General features: G+C 75.6%; 19 protein-coding genes. 7 read left to right on the forward strand and 12 right to left on the reverse strand.

What is annotated here, in order from left to right; all coding sequences use genetic code 11:
* Window positions 1–194 precede the first annotated feature (194 nt).
* Window positions 195–2558, forward strand: a complete 2364-nt coding sequence (locus tag LG396_RS20035; RefSeq protein WP_225795809.1) for a family 20 glycosylhydrolase — start codon at window positions 195–197, stop codon at window positions 2556–2558.
* Window positions 2559–2644: 86 nt separating this feature from the next.
* Here LG396_RS20035 and LG396_RS20040 read toward each other — a convergent pair whose 3' ends face one another.
* The 5 genes from LG396_RS20040 to LG396_RS20060 form a co-directional block, all read right to left on the reverse strand.
* Window positions 2645–3316: a response regulator gene (locus tag LG396_RS20040; RefSeq protein ID WP_027745571.1), complete on the reverse strand. Its 672-nt coding sequence runs from the start codon at window positions 3314–3316 to the stop codon at window positions 2645–2647.
* Window positions 3313–4689 (reverse strand): sensor histidine kinase, encoded by a 1377-nt coding sequence (locus LG396_RS20045; protein ID WP_225795810.1) that lies wholly within the window; start codon window positions 4687–4689, stop codon window positions 3313–3315. The genes LG396_RS20040 and LG396_RS20045 overlap by 4 nt, the downstream gene beginning before the upstream one ends.
* Before the next feature lie 28 nt (window positions 4690–4717).
* Window positions 4718–5833 carry an acyltransferase family protein gene (locus LG396_RS20050; RefSeq protein ID WP_225795811.1) on the reverse strand — a complete coding sequence of 372 codons (1116 nt, stop codon included), beginning with the start codon at window positions 5831–5833 and terminating at the stop codon, window positions 4718–4720.
* Window positions 5826–6845, reverse strand: a complete 1020-nt coding sequence (locus LG396_RS20055; RefSeq protein ID WP_225795812.1) for an alpha/beta hydrolase — start codon at window positions 6843–6845, stop codon at window positions 5826–5828. Before LG396_RS20055 ends, LG396_RS20050 begins: the two co-directional genes overlap by 8 nt.
* Before the next feature lie 466 nt (window positions 6846–7311).
* A complete protein-coding gene (locus LG396_RS20060) occupies window positions 7312–8076 on the reverse strand; it encodes a class I SAM-dependent methyltransferase (protein WP_225795813.1) in 765 nt (254 codons plus the stop codon).
* Window positions 8077–8186: 110 nt separating this feature from the next.
* Here LG396_RS20060 and LG396_RS20065 point away from each other — a divergent pair, with 110 nt between their 5' ends.
* Window positions 8187–8753: a 2'-5' RNA ligase family protein gene (locus LG396_RS20065; RefSeq protein ID WP_225795814.1), complete on the forward strand. Its 567-nt coding sequence runs from the start codon at window positions 8187–8189 to the stop codon at window positions 8751–8753.
* A 47-nt stretch (window positions 8754–8800) separates the two neighbouring features.
* Here LG396_RS20065 and LG396_RS20070 read toward each other — a convergent pair whose 3' ends face one another.
* Window positions 8801–9229, reverse strand: coding sequence for a winged helix-turn-helix transcriptional regulator (locus LG396_RS20070; RefSeq protein WP_037746500.1), 429 nt, complete (start codon window positions 9227–9229; stop codon window positions 8801–8803).
* A 98-nt stretch (window positions 9230–9327) separates the two neighbouring features.
* On the opposite strand from LG396_RS20070, the gene LG396_RS20075 reads away from it, so the two are divergent.
* Window positions 9328–9978: an NAD(P)-dependent oxidoreductase gene (locus tag LG396_RS20075; protein WP_225795815.1), complete on the forward strand. Its 651-nt coding sequence runs from the start codon at window positions 9328–9330 to the stop codon at window positions 9976–9978.
* Window positions 9979–10066: 88 nt separating this feature from the next.
* Here LG396_RS20075 and LG396_RS20080 read toward each other — a convergent pair whose 3' ends face one another.
* Window positions 10067–11077 carry a GlxA family transcriptional regulator gene (locus LG396_RS20080; protein ID WP_225795816.1) on the reverse strand — a complete coding sequence of 337 codons (1011 nt, stop codon included), beginning with the start codon at window positions 11075–11077 and terminating at the stop codon, window positions 10067–10069.
* Between the two features lie 71 nt (window positions 11078–11148).
* Between LG396_RS20080 and LG396_RS20085 the strand changes: the two genes are divergently transcribed.
* Window positions 11149–12594 carry an APC family permease gene (locus tag LG396_RS20085; RefSeq protein WP_037746496.1) on the forward strand — a complete coding sequence of 482 codons (1446 nt, stop codon included), beginning with the start codon at window positions 11149–11151 and terminating at the stop codon, window positions 12592–12594.
* Between the two features lie 78 nt (window positions 12595–12672).
* Here the strand turns inward: LG396_RS20085 and LG396_RS20090 are convergent, their stop codons facing one another.
* Entirely contained in the window at window positions 12673–13293 is a 621-nt protein-coding gene (locus tag LG396_RS20090; RefSeq protein WP_018837372.1) for a mycothiol-dependent nitroreductase Rv2466c family protein, read from the reverse strand.
* Between the two features lie 113 nt (window positions 13294–13406).
* On the opposite strand from LG396_RS20090, the gene LG396_RS20095 reads away from it, so the two are divergent.
* Both LG396_RS20095 and LG396_RS20100 read left to right on the forward strand, forming a co-directional pair.
* Window positions 13407–13931 (forward strand): AAA family ATPase, encoded by a 525-nt coding sequence (locus LG396_RS20095; protein WP_225795843.1) that lies wholly within the window; start codon window positions 13407–13409, stop codon window positions 13929–13931.
* Window positions 13932–14029: 98 nt separating this feature from the next.
* Window positions 14030–14770 carry a metallophosphoesterase family protein gene (locus tag LG396_RS20100; protein ID WP_225795817.1) on the forward strand — a complete coding sequence of 247 codons (741 nt, stop codon included), beginning with the start codon at window positions 14030–14032 and terminating at the stop codon, window positions 14768–14770.
* A 111-nt stretch (window positions 14771–14881) separates the two neighbouring features.
* Here the strand turns inward: LG396_RS20100 and LG396_RS20105 are convergent, their stop codons facing one another.
* The gene (locus tag LG396_RS20105) at window positions 14882–15913 is read right to left on the reverse strand and encodes a slipin family protein (protein WP_018837369.1); all 1032 of its coding nucleotides are present in this window, start codon (window positions 15911–15913) and stop codon (window positions 14882–14884) included.
* A 227-nt stretch (window positions 15914–16140) separates the two neighbouring features.
* Window positions 16141–17058 (reverse strand): S1 family peptidase, encoded by a 918-nt coding sequence (locus LG396_RS20110; protein ID WP_225795818.1) that lies wholly within the window; start codon window positions 17056–17058, stop codon window positions 16141–16143.
* A 526-nt stretch (window positions 17059–17584) separates the two neighbouring features.
* Here LG396_RS20110 and LG396_RS20115 point away from each other — a divergent pair.
* Window positions 17585–18031 carry a cell division protein SepF gene (locus tag LG396_RS20115; RefSeq protein WP_037746485.1) on the forward strand — a complete coding sequence of 149 codons (447 nt, stop codon included), beginning with the start codon at window positions 17585–17587 and terminating at the stop codon, window positions 18029–18031.
* 48 nt (window positions 18032–18079) lie between these two features.
* On the opposite strand, the gene LG396_RS20120 is transcribed toward LG396_RS20115, so the two are convergent.
* Both LG396_RS20120 and LG396_RS20125 read right to left on the reverse strand, forming a co-directional pair.
* Window positions 18080–19267, reverse strand: coding sequence for an acyl-CoA dehydrogenase family protein (locus LG396_RS20120; RefSeq protein ID WP_225795819.1), 1188 nt, complete (start codon window positions 19265–19267; stop codon window positions 18080–18082).
* A complete protein-coding gene (locus LG396_RS20125; RefSeq protein WP_225795820.1) occupies window positions 19218–21089 on the reverse strand; it encodes an MFS transporter in 1872 nt (623 codons plus the stop codon). The genes LG396_RS20120 and LG396_RS20125 overlap by 50 nt, the downstream gene beginning before the upstream one ends.
* Between the last annotated feature and the right edge of the window lie 439 nt (window positions 21090–21528).

A 21528-nucleotide genomic window follows, 5' to 3' on the forward strand; every position in this document is an offset into this window, starting at 1 on the left:
AATAGGAACGTTTCAATTTCCTGCCCACCGCTCTCACCAGGGACTTTCGATTCAATTGGTGTAGACCTCTTGACCCTTGAGTGCACACGCACCTACGTTCCGGTCGATCCCCCGTCCCGGACCCCACAGCCGGCCGCCCGTGAACCGCCACGCAAGGACCGACCGCTGCCCAACACCCATCTCCGGGAGTAGCCATGTCCGCACCGTCCGAAGAGCAGGCCGTCCGCCGCAGAACCGTCCTCGCCGCCGCCGGCTCCGCCGCCCTCGTCGCGGCCTCCGCCACCCCGGCGCTGTCCGCACCGGCGCCGTCCGCGTCCGCATCCGGCGCGGCCCCGGCCGCCGCCGACCCCGCCTGGCCCGACCCCGCGCGCGACGTCGCCAGGGACGGCACCGCGACCGCGTCCAGCGTCTACGACCTCGACCCGGAGAGGTTCGCCGCCGAGCACGTCAACGACGGCGACCTGAGCACCCGGTGGGGTTCCGACTCGCCCGAGAACGGCCACCCCGACCCCAGCCGCGAGTGGGTGCAGATCGAACTCGCCGAGCCCGGCCCGGTGCACCACGTGGTGATCCACTGGGAGACCGCCCGCGCCGCGCACTACCAGATCCACGTCTCCGACGACGGCGAGACCTGGCGCACCGCCCTCGACGTCCCCGACGCCCCGGGCGGCCGGGAGGTCCTCGAACTCGGCCTCACCACCCCCGTCCGCTACGTGCGGATGCAGGGCGTCGCAGTCGCCACCGGCTGGGGCTACTCGATCTTCGCCATGGAGGTCTGGAACGGCCCGCGCCCCGGCGTCGGCCTCCCCGCGGGCCGGGTGATCCCGGCCCCGGTCGCGCAGACCTCGCGGCCCGACGCCCGCCCCTTCGTGCTGGGCCGGCACAGCCGGATCGTCGCCGCCGACCGGCGCGCCCGCGACGTCGCCCGGCTCCTCGCCGGCCACCTGCGCCCGGCGACCGGCTACCCGCTGCCCGTGGTCGGCGGCGGGCGGGCCGGGGACGGCGACATCACGCTGCTGCTCGGCCGCTCCCACGCCCCGTCCCGGGCCCGGCTGGCCGTCGCCGAGGGCTACACCCTGGCCGCCGGCGGCAACGGGCTGCGGATCGCGGCGGCGCACCCGCACGGCCTGCTCAACGGCGTCCAGACGCTCCGCCAGCTGCTGCCCCCGTGGATCGAGAGCGACGAGGTCCGGCCCGGCCCGTGGACCGTCGAGGCGACCGAGATCAGCGACCACCCCCGGTTCGCCCACCGCGGGCTGATGATCGACCCGGCCCGGAACTTCCTGGAGGTCCCCGAGGTCCGGCAGCTCATCGACGGGCTCGTCCAGTCCAAGGGGAACGTGCTGCACTGGCACCTGACCGACGACCAGGGCTGGCGGGTCCAGATCGACTCCTGGCCCCGGCTCACCGAGGTCGGTGGGGGCATGTCCATGCCCGGCGGACGGACGGGCTTCTACACCAAGGACCAGATCCGGGACGTCGTGCGGTACGCGGCGGACCGGCACGTGCAGATCATCCCCGAGATCGAGATGCCCTCCCACACGACGGCGGCCAGGACCGCGTACCCGCAACTGAGCGGCGCGGGCGGGTACCTGGCGGATCTGGAGACCACCTACGCGTTCGTCGACGACGTCCTCCGCGAGGTCGCCGCGCTCTTCCCCTCCCCCTACGTCCACCTGGGGGCCGACGAGTCGGACATGCCGCACGACCAGTACGTGCGGTTCCTGCGCCGGGTCGAGGGCATCGCCCGCGGCCACGGCAAGACCATGATCGGCTGGTCCCCCAGCTGCGGCGTGGGCCTCGACACCGAGACGGTCCACCACTACTGGCAGGACCAGAGCAGGGAGATGTCGCGGGAGTGGTTCCACCCCCGCCGCCCGGTGCTGCTCTCCCCGACCCAGCAGACGTACCTGGACTACCCCTACCCCACGTACGACACCCGGCGTTCGTACTCCTGGAACCCGTTCGACCTCACCGACGGCTGGACGGGCGCCAAGGTGCAGCGCGACTACGGGCTCGACAACGACGACATCATCGGCATCGAGGCGCCGATCTGGGGCGAGCGGATGCTGCGGGGCCTCCCCGACGTGCAGTACCAGGTGTTCCCCCGGCTCCCGGCGATCCTGGAGAAGGCGTGGTCACCCGCCGAGGCCACCGAGGACGCCGAGGGCGTGGTGGCCAGGACCGCGGTGCAGGGCGCGCGCTGGCAGTTCGCCGGCCGGAACTTCTGGGCGGACCCCGGTGTGCGCTGGGAGGCCGCGGCGGTCGGCACCGACCTGCGCACCGGCCGGGACGGCGCCGTCGACGGCACGGTGGCGAGCCTGGCGCTGCCGGGAGCGGCACCGGCCGAGGTCACCGCGACGGTCGACTGGGGCGACGGCACCACGGGCCCCGCCACGGTCACGGGCGACGCCGCGGGCGACCGCAGGATCAACGGCGTGTACCGGATCGAGGCCGCACACCGCTACCGGCGCCCCGGCACCTACCGCGGCACGGTCCGCGTCACCGCCCCGAACGCCGAGGCCACCGCCGCGTTCACCGTCACCGTCCCCCGCTGACGCACCGCCCCGCACGGAGCCGCCGGCGCCCGCCAGGGCGCCGGCGGCCGGGCGCCCCGCCACCGCGTCCCCGCCTTCTCGGCGGCTTAGCCGCCGGTGGGGCGGACGAGGCCCGTTTCGTAGGCGAAGACCGCTGCCTGGGTGCGGTCGCGCAGGGAGAGCTTGGTCAGGATCCGGCCCACGTGGGTCTTCACCGTCTGCTCCGCCACCACCAGCCGCTCGGCGATCTCCGCGTTCGACAGGCCCTGCGCGATCAGGCTCAGCACCTCCGTCTCGCGTTCCGTCAGGCCGCCCACGCGGTCCTTCAGCGGGGCCCGCGGGGCGCGGGTCAGGCGGGCGAACTCGGTGATGAGGCGCCTGGTCACGGCGGGGGCGAGCAGGGCGTCACCGGTGGCGACGATCCGTACGGCGTGGGCCAGTTCGGCGGCGGAGGCGTCCTTGAGGAGGAACCCGGACGCGCCCGCGCGCAGCGCCTCGTACACGTACTCGTCGAGGTCGAAGGTCGTCAGGATCAGCACCCGGACGGCCGCGTCCGGCGGCTCGGTGAGGCGGCGGGTGGCCTCGATGCCGCCGAGGCCCGGCATCCGGATGTCCATCAGCACGACGTCCGGGCGCAGTTCGGCGGCCTTCGCGACGGCGTCGGTGCCGTCCACCGCCTGGCCGACGACCTCGATGCCGGGCTCGGCGTCGAGCAGCACGGTGAAGCCCTGGCGCACCATGACCTGGTCGTCGGCGATCAGCACGCGGATGTTCGTCACGGGGTGTCCTCACCGTCCGGGGTGGCGGGCGTGGTGTGCGGCGCGGGTGCCGCGGGGGCCGGGGGCGCCGCCGGGGTCGCGGGCAGTACCGCGGTGACCTCGTAGCCGCCGTCCGGGGCGGTGCCGGCGGCCAGTTCGCCGCCCAGCATCGCCGCGCGCTCCCGCATCCCCAGCAGCCCGTGCCCCGCCCCCGCCCACGGCGGCGCGGCACGCTCGGGCGCGGTGTTGGCGACGCGGACCGTGAGCCCCGCGGGGTGGTAGCCGATCTCGACCAGGGCGCGGGCCCCGGGCGCGTGCCGGGCCACGTTGCTGAGCGCTTCCTGCACGATGCGGTACGCGGACAGCTCGATGCCAGGCGGCAGCGCGTACGGCTCGCCGGTGGTCCGGGTGTCGACCTCGACCCCCGCGCGGCGTACGGCGGCGGCGAGTTCGCCGAGCCGGTCGAGGGTGGGCTGCGGCGCGTGGCGTACGTCCTGGGGGTGGAGGGCGGCGCCCGCTCCCCCGTCGTCGGCGCGGAGCACGCCCAGCACCCGGCGCAGCTCTGCCAGCGCCTCGACGGCGCTCGCACGGATCCCCGCGAGGTTCTCCCTCAGCTCCGCCGGCGGGTCCTGCACCAGGTGCGGCGCGACCTGCGCCTGGATGGAGATCACCGACATGTGGTGCGCGACCACGTCGTGCAGCTCGCGCGCGATCCTGGTGCGCTCCTGGAGCAGTACCCGCCGGGCGCGCTCCTCCGCGGTCAGCTCCTCCTGCGCCGCCAGTTCGGTACGCGCCACCCGCCGCCCGCGCAGCGCGACGCCCCCGCCGACGGGGAGGACGAGGACCAGCACGGCGAACGGCACGCCCTCGGTGTCGCCGGCGGCGAAGAAGCCGTAGCCGAGGCCCGCCAGCACGCTGATCACCAGCGTCTCGACCGCGATCCGCGGCCGGCACCGCAGCGCCACCGCGAAGAGCACCGTCGCCTGCAGCACGAGGCCGGTGCCGGTCCACGGGAACATCGCGCCCGGGTCGGGCCCGGGGGCGCCGTCCGCGTACCGCGCGACCACCAGCATGGCCGCCGTCGTGATCCACCACGCGAGCACCGGCCGGATCAGCGCGATCAGGAACGCGGCCGTCTGCAGCGTCGCGAGCAGGGCGGCGACGCGCATGCCCATGCCGTAGCCGAAGGCGTACTGGTTGGTGGCGGCGATCTGCATCGCCACCACCCCCAGCACCACCGGCACGGCCAGCGCGGGCAGCCACTCGCGCAGCCGCGAGCGCCGGGTGGCGGTGGCCGGCGCCGTACGCGGCGGCGCGCTGACGGCCGTCGTCCACAGGTCCGCGTGCAGCGTCCGCAGGCCGCCACGCAGCCACGCGGCCAGTCGCTCTGCCATCGTCCCCTCCCCTCCCTGACCCTCCACCCTAGGTACCTCGCATGGCGGGCCGGCTTCTCTCGTACGGGTGGAAAGCCGCCCGGCACACCAGCAGCACCGCCGCGAACGCCGGCAGCCACACCAGCCTCGCCGCCACCCAGCCGCCCCCGTCCGGCACCGTGTGCAGCCCCGGCAGCGCGTCGCCCGCGAGCAGGCCGAGGGCCGAGACCGCCATCATCGCCGTCTGGTGCCAGAGGAAGACCGTCATCGCCGACAGGTTGAGCAGCGCCACCGCCGCCCACGCCGCCGGCCGCCGCAGCACCCGGCGCAGCGGCCCGAGGAGCAGCAGCGCGGCGCCGCACTGGGCGAGGCCGAAGGCGGCGGCGGCGAGGGTCGGCGGGTCCAGGTTGGAGACGGCGGCGCCGGGCACGCCGACCATGGCCGCCGGGTAGCCGGCGTACAGCACCAGTCCCGCCGTCGCCGCCGCACCGCCGCCGAGCAGGGCGTACGCCGTCCGCCTCCCCGGCAGCCCGCGGCGGGCGCCGCGCGCGCCCAGGGCGTACGGCACGAGCCACCCGGCGGCGACGTTCACCCAGCCCAGTGCGGCGGGCCCGCCCGCGCCCAGCCGCCACAGGTCCACGCAGGCGACCACGGCCAGGGGCCACAGCGGGTGCAGCCGGGCGACCAGCGGGGTCGCCGCGGTCAGCAAGGCGAAGACCAGCAGGAACCACAGCGGCGACAGCGCGAGCTTCCCGAGGGCGCGTACGGTCGCGTACCCGACGCCGTCCGCCAGCAGCACGCCGAGCACCGCCGCCCACACCGCGAGCACGGCGGCGACGGGCCGGAAGAGCCGGCCGAGCCGGGCGCGCAGCCAGCGGGGGTAGGGGGTGCGGGCGGCGCGGGCGGAGGCGTGGCCGCGGGCGGCGACGTAGCCGCCGACGAAGAAGAAGACGGCGAGGGTCTGCAGGGCCCAGGAGACGGGTGCCAGTGCGGGCATGTAGTGCAGCGGGCTGGCGGCGCGCACGGTGCCGCTGTCGACGACGAGGGCGGTGACCAGCCAGTGGCCGAGCACGACGCCGAGGATGGCGAAGGCGCGCAGGGCGTCGATGCCGCGGTCGCGGGTGGGCGGGGTGGCGGCGGATATGCGGAGGAGGACGTCACGCATGTCCGCATCCCCGGAGGGCGGGGCGGGCGGCGGCGTACGGGGCTGCCTGGCAGCGGATTCCGGGATGCGCCGCGGCTGCGGCGGCGCCGACGCCGGCGCACGCGGCCTCTCCCCGCACGATCCGGGCCATGCTCCGCAGCGGTACGGAGCCGGGGGTCAGGTAGTCGCTGTGGCCGCCGGGACCCGCGGCGAAGGTGCAGGCGCCGAAGTCCGGTGAGACCGGGTCCGTGCCGAAGCCGAGCGTCGTCACGAGCAGCGGGATCCGGACGTGCGGCACCTTGCCCACCCAGTCCGCCGCGCCCCGGCCCGCCCACACCGTGGCGGACGCGTCCAGGCCGGCGGCACTGCCGGCGCCCACCCCGGGGCTGGCGTACAGCACGATGTCCGCGACCCGCAGCTCCGCCGCGGCGCGCCCGCAGACCACCGAGCCGTACGAGTGGCAGAGCAGCGAGATCCGGGCGCCGGGGCGGGCGGCGGTCAGCGAGCGGACGAAGTCGCGCAGCCGGGGCGCGGCGGCCTCGGCGCGGTCCGCGGTCAGCGACTCGGGGCCGACCGTGCTCGGCGTCGCGTAGCCGAGCCAGGCGACGACGGCGCCCTCCTCGCCGCCGCCCAGTTCGCCGTGGAGCGCCTCGGCCCCGGCGCGGAAGCGCCCGTACGAGTCGAGGCCGGTGTCGGAGCCGGGGACGAGGACGGCGATCCGCCCGGCGTGCGCCAGGTCGCCGAACACCTCGGCGCTGCGACCCCCGTCGCGGCCGTCGAACGAGACGAAGTGCCGTCCCGGCGCCGCCATGGCGCGCAGCGACTCGGCGCGGCGCCGGTCGCCGTGGGCGGCGGCCATGCGCGCGGCGGCGCGGATGCCGTCGCGGTTCGCGGCGTACCGCTGCGCGAGGGCGGTGGGAGTCGCGGCGCCCACGTCGAACGGTGCTGCGGGCACCGGCGCCGGCACCGCGGCGGGCCGGGCAGCGGCGGCCACGGGCAACGCCACGGCGGCGGCCACCACCGCGGCGAGCACCCCCCGCAGCAACGTCCCGCGCGCCCGCCCGCCGCGGGGCCGCTCCGCGCGGGGCCGCTCCGCGCGGGGGCGGGCCGCGGGGAGACCGGCGCGACGCAGCCACGCATCCGGCAGATCCGAGCTGCGCGGCCGCGCGGCCGGCAGAGCCTCGCCGCCGAAACCGCCATCGCGGCCCGGGGCGCCGACGCCGCCGCCCCGCGGACCCGCGCCGCGGCCGGCCACCGCCCCGCCCGTGCGTCCTCTCCCGGGCTGCCGACTCGTCCCCCGGCCGATCGAGCCGGGTCCGCAGGGTCGGGGCCGTGCCATGAGGAGTCCTCTCACCGGGGTGTGATCCGGTGAGAAAGCTATGAACCGCGGGCCCCCGCCGGCGTCCCGCCGCAGAGCCCACCTGCCGCGTAGCTCTCAGGTATGACGGGTACGGGCCACGGCGGCGCCGGCCGCCGAGCAGCCCCGCCCGAGCCCCCGCTCAGCCCCGCAGCACCGCCCTGTCCACCAGCGTGACCAGCGGCACCTCGAACTCCTCACGCTGCGTCTCCGGCCGCGCCGCCAGGTAGCCCCGCACCCGCGCGAGCAACTGCGCCCGCTCCTCCTCCGGGAGCAGCAGCAGGCGCGAGTGCGTGGCGACCATCGCGGTCAGCGAGTCGCGCGTGTAGCGCAGCCGGTTGGGGAACCGCTGCCGCTGCACCGGCTCGTACCGTTCGTCGGCCGGCACCTCCACCTCGTCGGACAGGTCGGCGAAGCACGCCTCGCCGCGCGTGACCTCGTCCAGCCCGATGATCCAGTCCACGTCGCGGTCGCCCTGGTTCCACAGCCCGGCGACCACCCCGCCCGGCCGCAGCACCCGGGCGATCTCCGGCAGGGCCAGCTCCGGGTCGAACCAGTGGAACGCCTGCCCCACCAGCACCGCGTCCACGGACCCGGCCGCCAGCGGGATCCGTTCCGCCGTGCCCTCGTGCGCCGGCACGTCCGGGTACGCGCGCCGCAGCTCCGCCCGCATCGCCCCGTCCGGCTCCACGGCCGTGGTCGGCACTCCCGCCGCGACGAGCGCGGCGGTCAGCTTGCCGGTGCCCGCGGCGAGGTCGAGGACGTGGAGGCCGTCGCGGTCGGCGACCGGCGCCAGGGCCCATCGGACCGCGGCGGCGGGGTAGTCGGGGCGGAATTCGGCGTAGGCCCCGGCCTGGGCGCCGAAGGAGGAGGCGCGCCGACGGTGCAGCTCGTGGTCCGTAGTCATGATCGCTACGGTACGCCGTCCGCGAAGGCGCCGGAGAGGCGTTTCCCGCGCGCCGCCCGGCCACCCGGCCGCCGCAACCGCCGCGGGCGACCCCGCCGTACGATCCCCCCATGTCCCCCGCGCCCACCGACTCCGAGGCCGAAGGCTGGCCCACCGCGCCCGGCACGACCGCGCTCAGCGTGTCGCTGCCCGAGGTGGATCCCGTCGTACGGGACTGGCGCGCCCGCTACGACACCGCCGCCGCCCACGGCGGCACCGCCCACGTCACCGTCCTCTACCCGTTCCTGCACCGCGACCGCGTCGACGCCCCCGTACGCGCCGTGCTGCGGCGGCTGTTCGCCGCGCACGAGGCGTTCCCGGTGGCGTTCGCGCGCTGCGCCCGCTTCCCCGGAGTGCTCTACCTCGCGCCCGAGCCGGACGACCCGCTGCGGGCGCTGACGAAGGCGGTCGCGGAACAGTGGCCTGACCACCCGCCGTACGGCGGCCTCTTCGGCGACCTCGACCCGCACATGACCGTCGCCAACAGCGGCGGCGAAGCGGTGCACGCGGCGATCGAGGCGGACCTCGCGCCCCGGCTGCCGGTCGCGGCGCGGGTACGGGCGGTGGACCTCGTGGCGTACGACGGCCGGCGGTGGCGGGAGTGGCTGCGCTTCCCGCTTGGCGGCGGGGGGACGTAGCGGAGGGGCGCCGCCCGGGGACGCGGCGGTCCCCGACCAGCCGGGGCTCAGGCCCCCGCGGCTCCCGGAACCCGGACGGCTCCCGCCGTGCCCGCGGCTCCAGGCGCCCCCGCCCGCCGCTCGTACGCCTCGCGGGCGTCGAGCAGTTCGTCCCAGTGCTCCGCCGCCCACGCGCACGCCGCCCGCAGCGGCTCCAGCATGCTCCGGCCCAGCGGCGTCAGCGCGTACTCCACCCGCTGCGGCAGTCCCTCGTACACCGTGCGCGCCACCAGCCCGTCGCGCTCCAGGGACCGCAGCGAGCGCGTCATCATCTTGGGCGTCACCCGCCGCAGCGGGACGCGGAGTTCGGAGTAGCGCCGCGGTCCGTCCTCCAGGCAGACGAGGATCAGGCCGGCCCACTTGTCGCCGAAGCGGAACGGCAGGACCGACGACGGGCACAGCTCGTCGAACATGTCGGGGCGCAGCGGCTCGCTCATCCCGCCAGCGTAGGCGGCGCTCCCGGTATCCCGGAGGAAACCGCGGGCCGCGTTAGCGTGCGGCGGACGATGACGGCCGACCAGCGGGAGGCAGCGGGATGGGCAGGATCGTGGTGTACGGGGCGGGCGGCAGGGCCGGTCGCCGGGCGGTGGCGGAGGCGCGGCGGCGCGGGCACGAGGTGGTGGCCGTGGTGCGGGACCCGGTGAAGCACGCGGGCGTCGCGGGCGAGGGCATACGGCTCGTGGCCGGGGACGCGGCGGACGCCGACGCGGTGGCGGCCGCGGCGGCCGGCTGCACCGCGGCGATCGCCGCGGCGGCGGTGTACGGGGAGGGCACGGACCCGGACGCCTTCTTCCGCGGCTCGGCGAAGGCGCTGGCGGCGGGGCTCCCCCGGGCGGGGGTGGCGCGGCTGGTGCTCGTCGGGCTGGCGTCGCTGCTGCCGGACGCGACGGGCCGCCGGCTCCTCGACGACCCGGCGTTCCCGGCGGAGTTCCGTCCCTTCTGCGAGGCCCACGCGGCGGGCCTGGAGGTCCTCCGCGCGGTGCCGCCGGAGCTGGACTGGCTCTACGTCAGCCCGGCGGGCGACTTCGACCACGACGCCGGCCGCACGGACCGCGGTTACCGCGTCCGCGCCCACGGCGACCCCGGGGAGCGCATCTCGTACCCGGACTTCGCGGTCGCCCTGCTGGACGAGGCGGAGTCGCCCCGCCACAGCCGTATGCACCTGGCGGTGGGCGAGGCCCCCTGACCGGCCGCACGCACCGCGCCCCCGGTCACCGCGAGCTCCGGTCACCGCGAGCCCCGTGCCCCCGTCCCCGCGGGGCCCGTGCCCGCGCTCACCGTGCCCGGTCGCGGAACACGTGCCGGTACGTCCGCGGCGACACCCCCGTCTGCCGGGCGAACTGGTGCCGCAGGTTCGCCGCGCTCCCCAGCCCCGCTCGCCGCGCCACCGCCTCCACCGGCACGTCCGTGGTCTCCAGCAACTCCTGCGCCAGCCGGACCCGTTCCTGGAGCAGCCACTGCAGCGGCGTGACGCCGAGGGTGTCGCGGAACCGGCGGGCGAAGGTGCGCTCGGCGAGGTGCGCGGCGCGCGCCAGCCGGGCCACGGTCAGCGGCTCGTGGAGGCGGGCGCGGGCCCAGTCGAGCACGGGTGCCAGCCCGTGGTCGGGGGCCGCCGGGCGGGGCGGGGACGGCGGCAGCTTCGCGTACTGGGCCTGGCCGCCCTCGCGGTGCGGGGGTACGACCATGCGCCGGGCGACCTCGTTGGCGACGGCGGCGCCGTGGTCGCGGCGGACGAGGTGGAGGCAGAGGTCGACGGCGGCGCCGGTGCCGGCGGAGGTGTAGACGGGGCCGTCCTCACAGTAGAGCGCCCCCGGGTCGACGTGGACGCGGGGGAAGCGGTGGGCGAAGTCGGCGGCGTTCATCCAGTGCGTCGTCGCGCGGCGCCCGTCCAGGACGCCGGCCACCGCCGGCACGTACGCGCCGGCGCACAGCGTGACGATCCGCTTGCCGGCCTCGTACGCCTTCCGCACCGCGGCGACGAGGTCGGGCGGCGGGTCGAGCTGGTGGCTGCGGGCGAGGCCGGGGATGAGCACGGTGTCGGCCTCGGCCAGGTCGCCGAGGCCGTACGGGCTCTGCAGGAGCAGTCCGGGGGCGGTGGTCAGCGGGCCGGGCTGGGCGGCGCACAGGCGCAGTTCGTACCAGGGGTCGACGAGGTCGCTGCGGTCGAGGCCGAAGACCTCGCAGGGGACGGCCAGTTCGTAGGCGGGGGCGCCGTCCGTGACGGCGACCCCGACGACGTGGCGGGGCGCCGGCGGCGGTGCGGGCGTCGGCGGCGTCGTAGACATGGCAGGAATTTAGCGCAGGGAGGCATTTCTGCCCATGGCCGCGCGGGGGCCTGCCGGGCGAGGCTCCAGTCATGGCCGAAACGACCAGCGGCGCCGCCCCGGCGGGCGGTGCCGAGCCGCCGCATGCCGCGCCGCCCGCGACCCCGCACGCCACGCCGCCGGACACGCCGCACGCCACGCCCCGGGTACGCCCGGGGCGTACCCGGGGACGCGCCCCGGCGCCCGCGGCGCAGGGCCCCGCGCCCGCGCGCTCCCGCGGCGGCCTCACCACCGCGCAGGGCACGGCGATGTACGTCGGCGCCGTCCTCGGCACCGGCGTCATCACCCTGCCCGCGCTCGCCGCCGACACCGCGGGCCCCGCCTCCCTCGTCGCGTGGGCGGCGCTGGTCCTGGTCTCCGTGCCGCTGGCCGCGACCTTCGCCGCCCTCGGCGCCCGCCACCCCGACTCCGGCGGCGTCTCGACGTACGCCCGGCTCGCCTTCGGCGAGCGGGCCGCGACCGTCGTCGGCTGGTGCTTCTTCCTCGCGATCCCGCCGGGCGCCGCGGCCGCCGCGCTCTTCGGCGGCGCGTACGTCTCCGCGGCCGTGGGCGGCGGCACGGCGACCACCACCGCCACCGCCGCCGGGCTCATGGCAGCCGTCACGGCCGCCAACGCCGTGGGGCTGAAGGTGACCGGCCGGCTGCAACTGGCGCTCGCGGTGCTGCTCGTCGTCCTCCTGCTGGCCGCGGTGCTGCTGTCGCTCCCCCACGCGCGTACGGACCATCTGCAGCCGTTCGCGCCGCACGGCTGGACCGCCGTCGCCCCGGCCGCCGCGCTGCTGGTCTGGAGCTTCGCGGGCTGGGAGGCGATCACGCACCTGGCGGGCGAGTTCCGCCGGCCGGCCCGCGACCTGCCGCGCGCGACGGGCGCGGCCGTCGCGCTGGTCGGCGTGCTGTACCTGTCCGTCGCCTTCGCCGTCGTCGCGGTGCTCGGCCCGGCCGCCGCCGACTCCGACGCGCCGCTCGGCGACCTCATGGCCCGCGGCCTCGGCGGGCAGGGCCGCCATCTGGCCGCGGGCGCGGCGCTGCTCCTCACCCTCGGCGTCATGAACGTCTACTACGCCGGCGCCGCCAAGCTCGGCGCCGCCCTCGGCCGCGACGGCGCGCTGCCGGGAAAGCTGGCGCGGGGCAGCGAGGCCGGGGAGGTGCCGCGGCGCAGCCTGGCGGTGATCGCGGTACTGGGCTTCGCGGCGCTGGGTGCGGTGACGCTGACGGACACCGGCACGAAGCCGCTGGTGCTGCTGACCACGGGCTCGTTCACCACCGTGTACGCGGTGGGCGTGGCCGCCGCGTTCCGGCTGCTGCCGCGCGGCAGCGCGGGGCGGAAGGCGGCGGTGCCGGCGCTGGTCGCGGTCGCGGCGCTGCTGGTGGCCTCCGGCCCGTACCTGCTGTGGCCGCTGTCGGTGACGGTGGCGGCCTGGCTGTACACAAGACGCCGCCGGCCGGTCACGGGGGCCGGTGCGTCGGCACACGGGTAAGGACCGGACGCCCTTTGGCGTCCGGTCCTTACCGGGCCGGTCCCCCGGCCGGCTCGTGCGGCCCGGCCGGGGAACCGTTCAGTCGAAGCTCAGGTCGCCCTTGCGGGTCCGCTTCAGCTCGAAGAACTTCGGGTACGACGCCATCGCCAGCGCCCCGTCGAAGATCCGCAGCGCCTCCTCGCCCCGCGGTATGGCGGTCATCACGGGCCCGAAGAACGCGACGCCGTCGATGTGGATCGTCGGGGTGCCGACGTCCTCGCCGACCGGGTCCATGCCCTCGTGGTGGCTCGTGCGCAGCGCCTTGTCGTACTCGTCGCTGCCGGCCGCCGCGGCCAGCTCGGCCGGCAGGCCCGCCTCGGCCAGCGCCTCCTTGACGACGGTCTCGTAGTCCTCCTCGCCGCCGTTGTGGATGCGGGTGCCGAGGGCGGTGTACAGGTCGCGCAGGACGTCCTCGCCGTGCTGCTGCGCCGCGGCGATGCAGACCCGCACGGGGCCCCACGCCTTGTCCATCAGCGCGCGGTACCACTCCGGCAGGTCGCGGTCCTCGTTGAGCACGGACAGGCTCATCACCCGGAAGCGCAGGTCGATGTCCCGCTGCCGTTCCACTTCGAGGATCCAGCGCGAGGTGATCCACGCGAACGGACAGGCCGGGTCGAAGTAGAAGTCGACCTTGGGCGTTTCACCGGTGGCAGCCGCCATGGGCCATCTCCCTGCTGTGGTACGGATGAGCGCGTCGTTGACGCAGGCGTCAACGCCGACCGTCCCGGCCGCATTCCGAGGAGCAGACCATTTTCCCCGACACCCCCGCGGTCCTGCTGCTGACCGGCGTCCAGGCCGCCGGCAAGTCCACCGTCGCCCAGCTGATCGCCGAACGGCTGCCGCGTTCGGCGCACGTGCGGGGCGACGTCTTCCGCCGCATGGTCGTCGGCGGACGCGCCGAGGTGACGCCGCAGGGGTCGCCGGAGGCGCTGCGGCAGCTGCGGCTCCGGTACGGGCTGATGGCCCGTACGGCGGACGCGTACGCGGCGGCGGGGTTCACGGCGGTGGCCCAGGACGTGGTGCTGGGCGACGAGCTGCCGCGCACCGCCGCCCTGTTCCGTACGGACCCGCTGCTCGTCGTCGTGCTGGCGCCGCGCCCCGCGGCGGTGGCGGCCCGCGAGGCGGGGCGGGCGAAGACGGCGTACGGGCCGGCCTGGGGCGTACGGGAGCTGGACGCCGTGCTGCGCGACGAGACCCCGCGCCTCGGCCTGTGGCTGGACACCTCCGGCCAGACGCCGGCGGAGACGGCGGACGAGATCCTGGCCCGCGCCTGGCACGAGGCCCGCGTCGAGCACTGACAGCTCCCCGTACGCGCCGGGGTCCGCGGCCGCGGGCGGGCGCCCTGCTGTCAGCGAATCCGGGCGCGCCGCGACCGGGCGCCCGGCACCCTGGCCGCATGCCCCGGACCGTCGCCGTACTCTCCGACATCCACGGCGTGCTGCCGGCCCTCGAAGCCGTGCTCGCCGAGCCCGACGTACACGCCGCCGACGCCGTCGTCCTGACCGGCGACCTCGCCGCGGGACCGCTGCCCGACCGCACCCTCGACGCCCTGGCGGCGCTCGGTGGGCGCGCCGTGTGGGTGGGCGGCAACGCCGACCGCGAGCTGGTCGAGTACCGCCGCGGCGCCCGCACCGACATCCCCGACCCGATCGCGCCCTGGGCGGCGGAGCAGCTGCGCGCGGACCAGGTCGAGCTGCTGGCGTCGCTGCCGGCGGGCGCGACGCTGCCGGTCGGCGGGCTGGGGCAGGTGCACTTCTGCCACGCGACGCCCCGCGCCGACGACGAGACGGTGCTCGTCGACGCGGCGCCCGGGCGGTGGGCGGAGGTGCTGGGCGGCCTCGGCCCCGAGGTGGAGACGGTGGTGCTGGGGCATACGCACATGCCGTTCGCCCGGCTCGCGCACGGCCGCCTCGTCGTCAACCCGGGCAGCGTCGGCATGCCGTACGGCCGCCCGGGGGCGCACTGGGCGCTGCTCGGACCGGGCGGCGCGGCGCTGCGGCGCACGGCCTACGACTACGGGGCGGCCTGCGCCCGCATCGCGGCGGAGTCCGGCTACGCACAGGCGGCGGCGTGGGCGGACGAGTACGTGTGGGCGCGTAACTCGGCGGAGGACGCGCTCGCGGCGTTCGGCGGCTGACGCACCCGGGGGCGGCCGGTGTCACGGGGCGGAGCGGCCGGTACGCGGCCCCCACGGCATACGGTCCGCACCACCTCGACCCCGGGCCCGTACGAACCGCGCCTCCGCGCGTCAGCGCTCCGGGTCCTCCCGGTCCTCCGGGTCCCGCTGCGGCTGCTCCAGCTCGTCGGCCGGCTCCACGTCCCCCGGGTCCAACGCCTCCGGCCGCTCCGCCGGCTCCACGGAGCCGCCCGGCTTCCCCAGCTCCAGCGCGCCCAGCGGGTCGATGGGGTCCAGCGGCGCCGGTACGTCCTCGTCCCCGCCCGCGTCCGCCCCGGGCCCCTCGCCGTCCGCGGCCGGCGGCGCCGGGGCCGGGCCGCCGGCCGGGGGCGGCGGCCCCATGCCCGACTGCGCCCGCTCCAGGAACCGCAGCAGCTCCACCGGGAACGGCAGCACCAGCGTCGAGTTCTTCTCCGCCGCCACGGCCCCCACCGTCTGCAGCAGCCGCAGCTGCAGCGCCGACGGGTGGTCGGACATCTGCTGCGCCGCCTGCGCCAGCTTCCGGGACGCCTGCAGCTCCGCGTCGGCGTTGATGACCCGCGCGCGCCGGTCGCGCGCCGCCTCCGCCTGCCGGGCCATGGAGCGCTTCATCGTCTCGGGCAGCGACACGTCCTTGATCTCGACCCGGTCGATGGTCACGCCCCACTCCACGGCCGGGCTGTCGATCATCAGCTCCAGGCCCTGGTTGAGCTTCTCACGGTTGGAGAGCAGGTCGTCCAGCTCGCTCTTGCCGATGATGGACCGCAGCGAGGTCTGGGCCATCTGGGAGACGGCGAAGCGGTAGTCCTCGACCTGCACGACGGCGTCGGCCGGGGCGACGACCTTGAAGTAGACGACCGCGTCGACGCGGACCGTGACGTTGTCGCGGGTGATGCCCTCCTGGGCGGGGATGGGCAGGGTCACGATCTGCATGTTGACCTTGCGCATCCGGTCGACGAACGGAACGATCATCGCGAAGCCGGGGCCGCGGATGCCGGGCCTGAGCCGGCCGAGCCGGAAGACCAGCCCCCGCTCGTACTGCTTGATCACCCGGGCCCCCGCCATCAGGGTGATGGCCCCGAGACAGGCGAGGGTCACCACCACTGCGATCAGTGCCTCGACCATCACGGCTCCCTGCGTCGCGTGCGATCGGCCGTTCCGTTCGCTTTCCACGGTAGCTCCGCCGCCGCGCCCGGGACAGTTTTCGGAGGGTGCCTCCGGAGGGCCGGGCGGTACGCCCCGGAAAGCCCGGCCTCCGGGTGCCTCCGGCGGGCCCGGAACCGCACCGCCCCCGCCCGGTGGGGGTCCGGGCGGGGGCGGCGGCCGGGGCGGTCAGGCCCCGTGCGTCGGGGTCAGTAGACGCTCACGCCATAGGCGTTCAGCGCCTCCACGACCGGCTGGAAGAACGTCGTGCCGCCGCTCGAGCAGTTGCCGCTGCCGCCGGAGGTCAGACCGAGGGCCGTCGTCCCGGAGAACAGCGCGCCGCCGGAGTCGCCCGGCTCGGCGCACACGTTGGTGCGGATCATGCCGTACACGATGTCGCCGCCGCCGTAGTTCACGGTCTGGTTCAGCGCGGTGACGCTGCCGCCGTGGAGGCCGGTGGTGGAGCCGCTGCGCTGCACGGACTGGCCCACGGTCGCGTTGGCGGCGCGGGTGATGTCCTGGCTGCTGCCGTTGTACAGGTTCACGGTGCCCGGGTGGGTCTGCGCGGTGTTGCTGTACCGGACCAGCCCGTAGTCGTTCGTCGGGAAGCTCGACCCGGAGGTCGGGCCGATGACGGTGGTGCGGCCGGAGTTGCTGTACCACGTGCCCGCGCCGTCGGTGCAGTGGCCGGCGGTGACGAAGTAGTACGTGTCGCCGCTGCGGACGTTGAAGCCCAGCGAGCACCGCCAGCTCGAGGCGTAGATCGCCTGTCCGCCGTTGATGTAGCTCTGGAGCTTGCCCTTCATGCGCTCGATCCGCAGCGCGTCGGCGTCGGCGCCCGCGGTCCGCTTGATGCGGGCCACCTCGGCGTTGGTCACCGTCTCGTCGATGCTGACGACGAGGGTGCCGGTCTTCTTGTCGACGCCCCAGGCCGTGCCGCCGACGTCGGCGGCGAGCACCGCGTCGTCGGCTCTGGCCAGGGTGGCGGCGCTGAAGCCCTCGGGCTGCTGGGCGGCGCCCGACGCCGGTACCGCGAGCGCGGCGCCGGCCAGGGCGGCGGTCAGCGCGGCCACCAGCCGCAGTCGCTTCTTGGTGCCGCTCAGTGGGGGTGTGCGCTTGATCCTCACTCAATCCTCCGAGTGTGCTCGGGGACCCGCCGGCGGGCAGGTCCGTGAGGCGCAGCCACGGGGCGGAGAAAACATGGGAGGGCTCGCCCGGCCGGCTTCCGTACGCCCGGCCGTGGGGGTGCGGCCCCTTATTTTCGTCGTGCCCCTGACAAGCGCTGCTGAGAGTATTCAGACGATGACAGGTGTGCACAAGTAGGCACTGGCACATGTTGGCGCAATCGCGCCCCCCGGCCGGTCCGACCGGCCCGGCCCCGCCGCCGACCACTCGAACAGCGCGCGAACCACCCGAGCGGAGGCCGAAACACCCGTCCGGCCCCGCGGAAATCTCCTGTCACCCCGTCAGACCCCCTGCACCGGGGGAACTCTGACGAACCGACAGCCGTTTCTGTGCCAGTACTGTCACGAAGCCGGCCCGTGCCCTCTATCTGATTGGCACATCATCCGCATCATGGATGACCATAGGTGAGCGGACAGACATCCCCGGACTCCGGGGACAGCCCACGCCGCGGGAGAGAGAGGAGGCGTCATGGGATCGGTACGCAGGGCTAGTGCCTGGCTCGGCCTCGTCGACGACAACGAAGACGAGCGCTACTACGACGGGTACGAAGACGACAGCGCGGACAACACCCAGGGAGACGCCGCCTGGACGACGGACCCGCGCGTGCGCGTGGCGTCCCAGGTCGCCCAGGAGAAAGGGCGCCGTATCGCCACCGTGTCGCCGGACGGGTTCCGCGACGCGCGCGGGATCGGCGAACTCTTCCGCGAGGGCGTCCCCGTCATCGTGAACCTCACGATGCTGGAGGCCGCCGACGCCAAGCGCGTCGTCGACTTCGCGGCGGGCCTGACCTTCGGGCTGCGCGGCTCCATCGAGCGCGTGGCGACGCGGGTCTTCCTGCTGACGCCCGCGGAGTACGCGATCGTGCCGGGCGAGGTGCCCCGCTCCACGCAGGGCGGGTTCTTCAACCAGAGCTGACGCGACGGCGGCGGCACGACGACAGCGACCGGGGCTGGGCCGTACGGCTCAGCCCCGGAACGCGTCCAGGCCCGTCAGCGCCTTGCCGAGCACGAGCTGGTGCATCTCCACCGTGCCCTCGTACGTGAGCACCGACTCCAGGTTCGTGGCGTGCCGCATCACCGGGTACTCCAGCGAGATGCCGTTCGCCCCCAGGATCGTGCGGGCGGTCCGGCAGATCTCGATCGCCTCGCGGACGTTGTTGAGCTTGCCGAAGCTCACCTGCTCCGGACGGAGCGTGCCGGCGTCCATCCGGGTCCCCAGGTGGTGCGCGAGCAGCACGCCCTTGTGCAGTTCGACGGCCATGTCGGCGAGCTTCGCCTGGGTGAGCTGGAAGCCGCCGATCGGCTTGCCGAACTGCTCGCGGGTACGGGCGTACTCCAGCGCCGCGTCGAAGGACGACCGGGCGGCGCCCATGGCTCCCCAGACGATCCCGTAGCGGGCGTGCGTCAGGCAGCTCAGCGGGCCGCGCAGCCCGGCGGCCTCCGGCAGCACCGCGTCGGCGGGCACCCGCACCTCGTCGAGGACCAGCTCGGCGGTGACCGAGGCGCGCAGCGACCACTTGTGCCTGATCTCGGGCGCGGCGAAGCCGGGCGCGTCGGCCGGGACGACGAAGCCGCGGATGTCCTCGTCGGTACGGGCCCACACCACGGCGACGCCGGCCACCGAGCCGTTGGTGATCCACATCTTGCGGCCGGTCAGCACCCAGTCCGAGCCGTCCCGCTTCGCGTACGTGCGCATCCCGGCCGGGTCCGAGCCGTGGTCCGGCTCGGTCAGGCCGAAGCAGCCGATGACCTCGCCTGCGGCCATCCGCGGCAGCCACTGCTGCTTCTGCTCCTCGGAGCCGAACCGCCAGATGGCGTACATCGCGAGCGAGCCCTGCACGGAGACCAGCGAGCGGATGCCGGAGTCGGCGGCCTCCAGTTCCAGGCAGGCCAGCCCGTACTGCACGGCGGAGGCGCCGGCGCAGCCGTAGCCGGTCAGCGACATGCCCAGGGCGCCCATCGCGCCCAGCTCGCGGGCCAGTTCGCGGATGCCGGGCAGTTCGCCGCTCTCGTACCACTCGGCGATGTGCGGCATGACGCGGTCGGCGGCCCAGCCGCGGACGGTGTCGCGGACCGCGATGTCCTCGGGGCCGAGGAGGTCGTCAACTCCCAGCGGATCGGCGGGGTTGAACGGCGGCGTAGTGCTTGGCATGGCTGTCGTCCTCCGGCGGTCCCTCGGGGTCACGCGCCGACGCTACTTGCGCGTATTCGGGGTCGTCCAGCCTCCCCGCACGCGGCGTGACGTCTCGCACACGCGGTACGGGCCGGGGCCCCGCACTCCGCCCCCGCACCCGCCGGCCGGCACCGCCGTCCCGTACGCCGTCCGCCGCACCCCGCTCGCGCCGCTCCCGGGGCGATGCCGCCGGGACGGCGTCCTTCGCCGCGCCGGCGTCCTTCGCCGGGGCGGCACCCGCCTCGCCGGGCTCGCCGCACTCCATCGACCGCGGCAGCCGCAGCGCCGTGAGCGCCCCGAGCAGCAGCAGCCCGGCGCTGACGGCCAGCGTGACGTGCATGCCCTGCACGAACGCGTCCCGCGCGGCGTCCCGCAGCGTGGCACCGGCCGCGCCGCCGAGCTCGCCCGCAGTCTCGTACGCCTCGCCCAGCGAGTTGCCCGCCGCGTCGGTCGCGCTCGACGGCACGCCGGGCACGCTGCCGAGCGCGGGGCGGTAGACGGCGTTCATGACGCTGCCCAGCAGCGCTATCCCGATGCCCGCGCCGAGCTGGTACGAGGTCTCGCCGATGGCCGCGACCCCGCCGGCCTGCTCCGCCGGGGTCTCGCTGAGCATCGACTCGTACGCGCCGAAGATGGTCGTCTCCAGCCCGTACCCCAGCAGCACGAAGCCCGCGCACAGCACCAGCGGGCGGTCCTCCTCGCCCAGGCTGATCAGCCCGGCGACGGCCACGGCGGTGAGCAGGAAGCCCATCGCGACCATCAGGCGCGGGCCGAGGCGGGCGACCATCCGGGAGCCCGCGAGCCCCGCGGCGACGGCGGCGAGGGTCAGCGGGATCAGCCGCAGGCCGGTCTGCAGCGGGCTGAGGCCGAGGACGAGCTGCATGTACTGCACGGCGACGAGCTGCAGCCCCACGAGGGCCAGGAGCGCGAGGACGATGCAGCCGACCGCGGTGCCGAAGGAGCGGCAGGAGATGACGTGGAAGTCGACGAGCGGGTGGGCGCGGCGGCGCTGCCTGCGGACGAAGAGCACGAGGAGGGCGCAGCCGAGGAGCAGCGGGCAGCAGACGGCCGGGTGCAGCGGCCCGTCGCCGGCGCCGGCCTGCTTGAGGGCCAGGACGACGCCGAAGAGGCCGGCCGCCGCCATCAGCGCGCCGAGGACGTCCCAGGGGCCGGCCCGGTCGGCGGTGGACTCCGGCAGCAGCCAGCGGCCCACGGGCACGGCGATCACCATCAGCGGGATGTTGATCAGGAAGACCGAACCCCACCAGAAGTGCTCCAGCAGGAAGCCGCCGAGCAGCGGCCCGATGGCCGCGCCGACGGCCGCGGTGGCGCTCCACAGCCCGATGGCCGCGGCGCGCTCGCGGCGGTCCGGGAAGACCTGGCGCAGGATCGACAGCGTGGCCGGCATGATCATGGCGCCGCCGACGCCGAGGAGGGCGCGGGCGGCGATCAGCACGTGCGGGTCGCTCGCCGCGGCGGCGAGCGCGGAGGCCAGGCCGAAGATCGCGTAGCCGAGGAGCAGCACGCGGCGGCGGCCCACGCGGTCGCCGAGGGTGCCGAAGAGGATCAGCAGGGAGGCGGCGACGAGGGGGTAGGCGTCGACGATCCACAGCAGGTCGACGGCGCCGGGCTTGAGGTCCTCGGTGAGCGCCGGGACGGCGACGTGCAGGACGGTGGCGTCGAGGGCGACGAGCAGCAGGCTGGAGCAGAGGACGGCCAGCACGGTCCAGCGTCCGGCGCCGCCGCCGTGGGCGCCGGGAACGTCCCGCGGCGGGCTCGTGGCCGTGGCCGTTCCTGACATCTACGCACCTCCCGGACTCGCGCGAGTCGACAGCGTACGCGAGTCCTCCGGAAGCGGACGGCGCCGCTACCCGTTGCGTTGACGGCGCTACCGGTTGCGGCGGAACTTGACCCTTCTTGTCCCCCTCTTGCCCGACTCCAGCGCATCTCCGGCGGTGCTCCAGCCCGGCTCCGGTCCGCCTCCGACTGTCTCCGACCATCTCTGGCTGTCTCCTGGCTGCGTCTGACCGCCTCAGGACCCCTCGTGTCGGAACAGCTCCGCTGACGTGCCATGATTGCGCGCCCCCGGTCCGGGAAGTCACTGGTTGAGGGCATTGCGCACGATGTGTGGCGCCGGTCACACACCCGTGCCGGCGAGCCCGGTCGACCACCGGGCGAACGGTCCGCAACGGCGCGGCGAATCTCCGATAAACGGAGGAGCGCGAAAAACAATTGACCGA

Origin of the sequence: Streptomyces aculeolatus (assembly GCF_020400605.1) — a bacterium.
GTDB lineage: Bacteria > Actinomycetota > Actinomycetes > Streptomycetales > Streptomycetaceae > Streptomyces > Streptomyces aculeolatus.

Excerpts from the sequence above, each read along its gene's own strand:
- LG396_RS20035 (WP_225795809.1), top strand. The coding sequence starts at position 195 with ATGTCCGCACCGTCCGAAGAGCAGGCCGTCCGCCGCAGAACCGTCCTC.
- LG396_RS20045 (WP_225795810.1), bottom strand. The coding sequence starts at position 4,689 with ATGGCAGAGCGACTGGCCGCGTGGCTGCGTGGCGGCCTGCGGACGCTG.
- LG396_RS20050 (WP_225795811.1), bottom strand. The coding sequence starts at position 5,833 with ATGCGTGACGTCCTCCTCCGCATATCCGCCGCCACCCCGCCCACCCGC.
- LG396_RS20060 (WP_225795813.1), bottom strand. The coding sequence starts at position 8,076 with ATGACTACGGACCACGAGCTGCACCGTCGGCGCGCCTCCTCCTTCGGC.
- LG396_RS20065 (WP_225795814.1), top strand. The coding sequence starts at position 8,187 with ATGTCCCCCGCGCCCACCGACTCCGAGGCCGAAGGCTGGCCCACCGCG.
- LG396_RS20070 (WP_037746500.1), bottom strand. The coding sequence starts at position 9,229 with ATGAGCGAGCCGCTGCGCCCCGACATGTTCGACGAGCTGTGCCCGTCG.
- LG396_RS20075 (WP_225795815.1), top strand. The coding sequence starts at position 9,328 with ATGGGCAGGATCGTGGTGTACGGGGCGGGCGGCAGGGCCGGTCGCCGG.
- LG396_RS20080 (WP_225795816.1), bottom strand. The coding sequence starts at position 11,077 with ATGTCTACGACGCCGCCGACGCCCGCACCGCCGCCGGCGCCCCGCCAC.
- LG396_RS20085 (WP_037746496.1), top strand. The coding sequence starts at position 11,149 with ATGGCCGAAACGACCAGCGGCGCCGCCCCGGCGGGCGGTGCCGAGCCG.
- LG396_RS20090 (WP_018837372.1), bottom strand. The coding sequence starts at position 13,293 with ATGGCGGCTGCCACCGGTGAAACGCCCAAGGTCGACTTCTACTTCGAC.
- LG396_RS20100 (WP_225795817.1), top strand. The coding sequence starts at position 14,030 with ATGCCCCGGACCGTCGCCGTACTCTCCGACATCCACGGCGTGCTGCCG.
- LG396_RS20105 (WP_018837369.1), bottom strand. The coding sequence starts at position 15,913 with ATGGTCGAGGCACTGATCGCAGTGGTGGTGACCCTCGCCTGTCTCGGG.
- LG396_RS20115 (WP_037746485.1), top strand. The coding sequence starts at position 17,585 with ATGGGATCGGTACGCAGGGCTAGTGCCTGGCTCGGCCTCGTCGACGAC.
- LG396_RS20120 (WP_225795819.1), bottom strand. The coding sequence starts at position 19,267 with ATGCCAAGCACTACGCCGCCGTTCAACCCCGCCGATCCGCTGGGAGTT.
- LG396_RS20125 (WP_225795820.1), bottom strand. The coding sequence starts at position 21,089 with ATGTCAGGAACGGCCACGGCCACGAGCCCGCCGCGGGACGTTCCCGGC.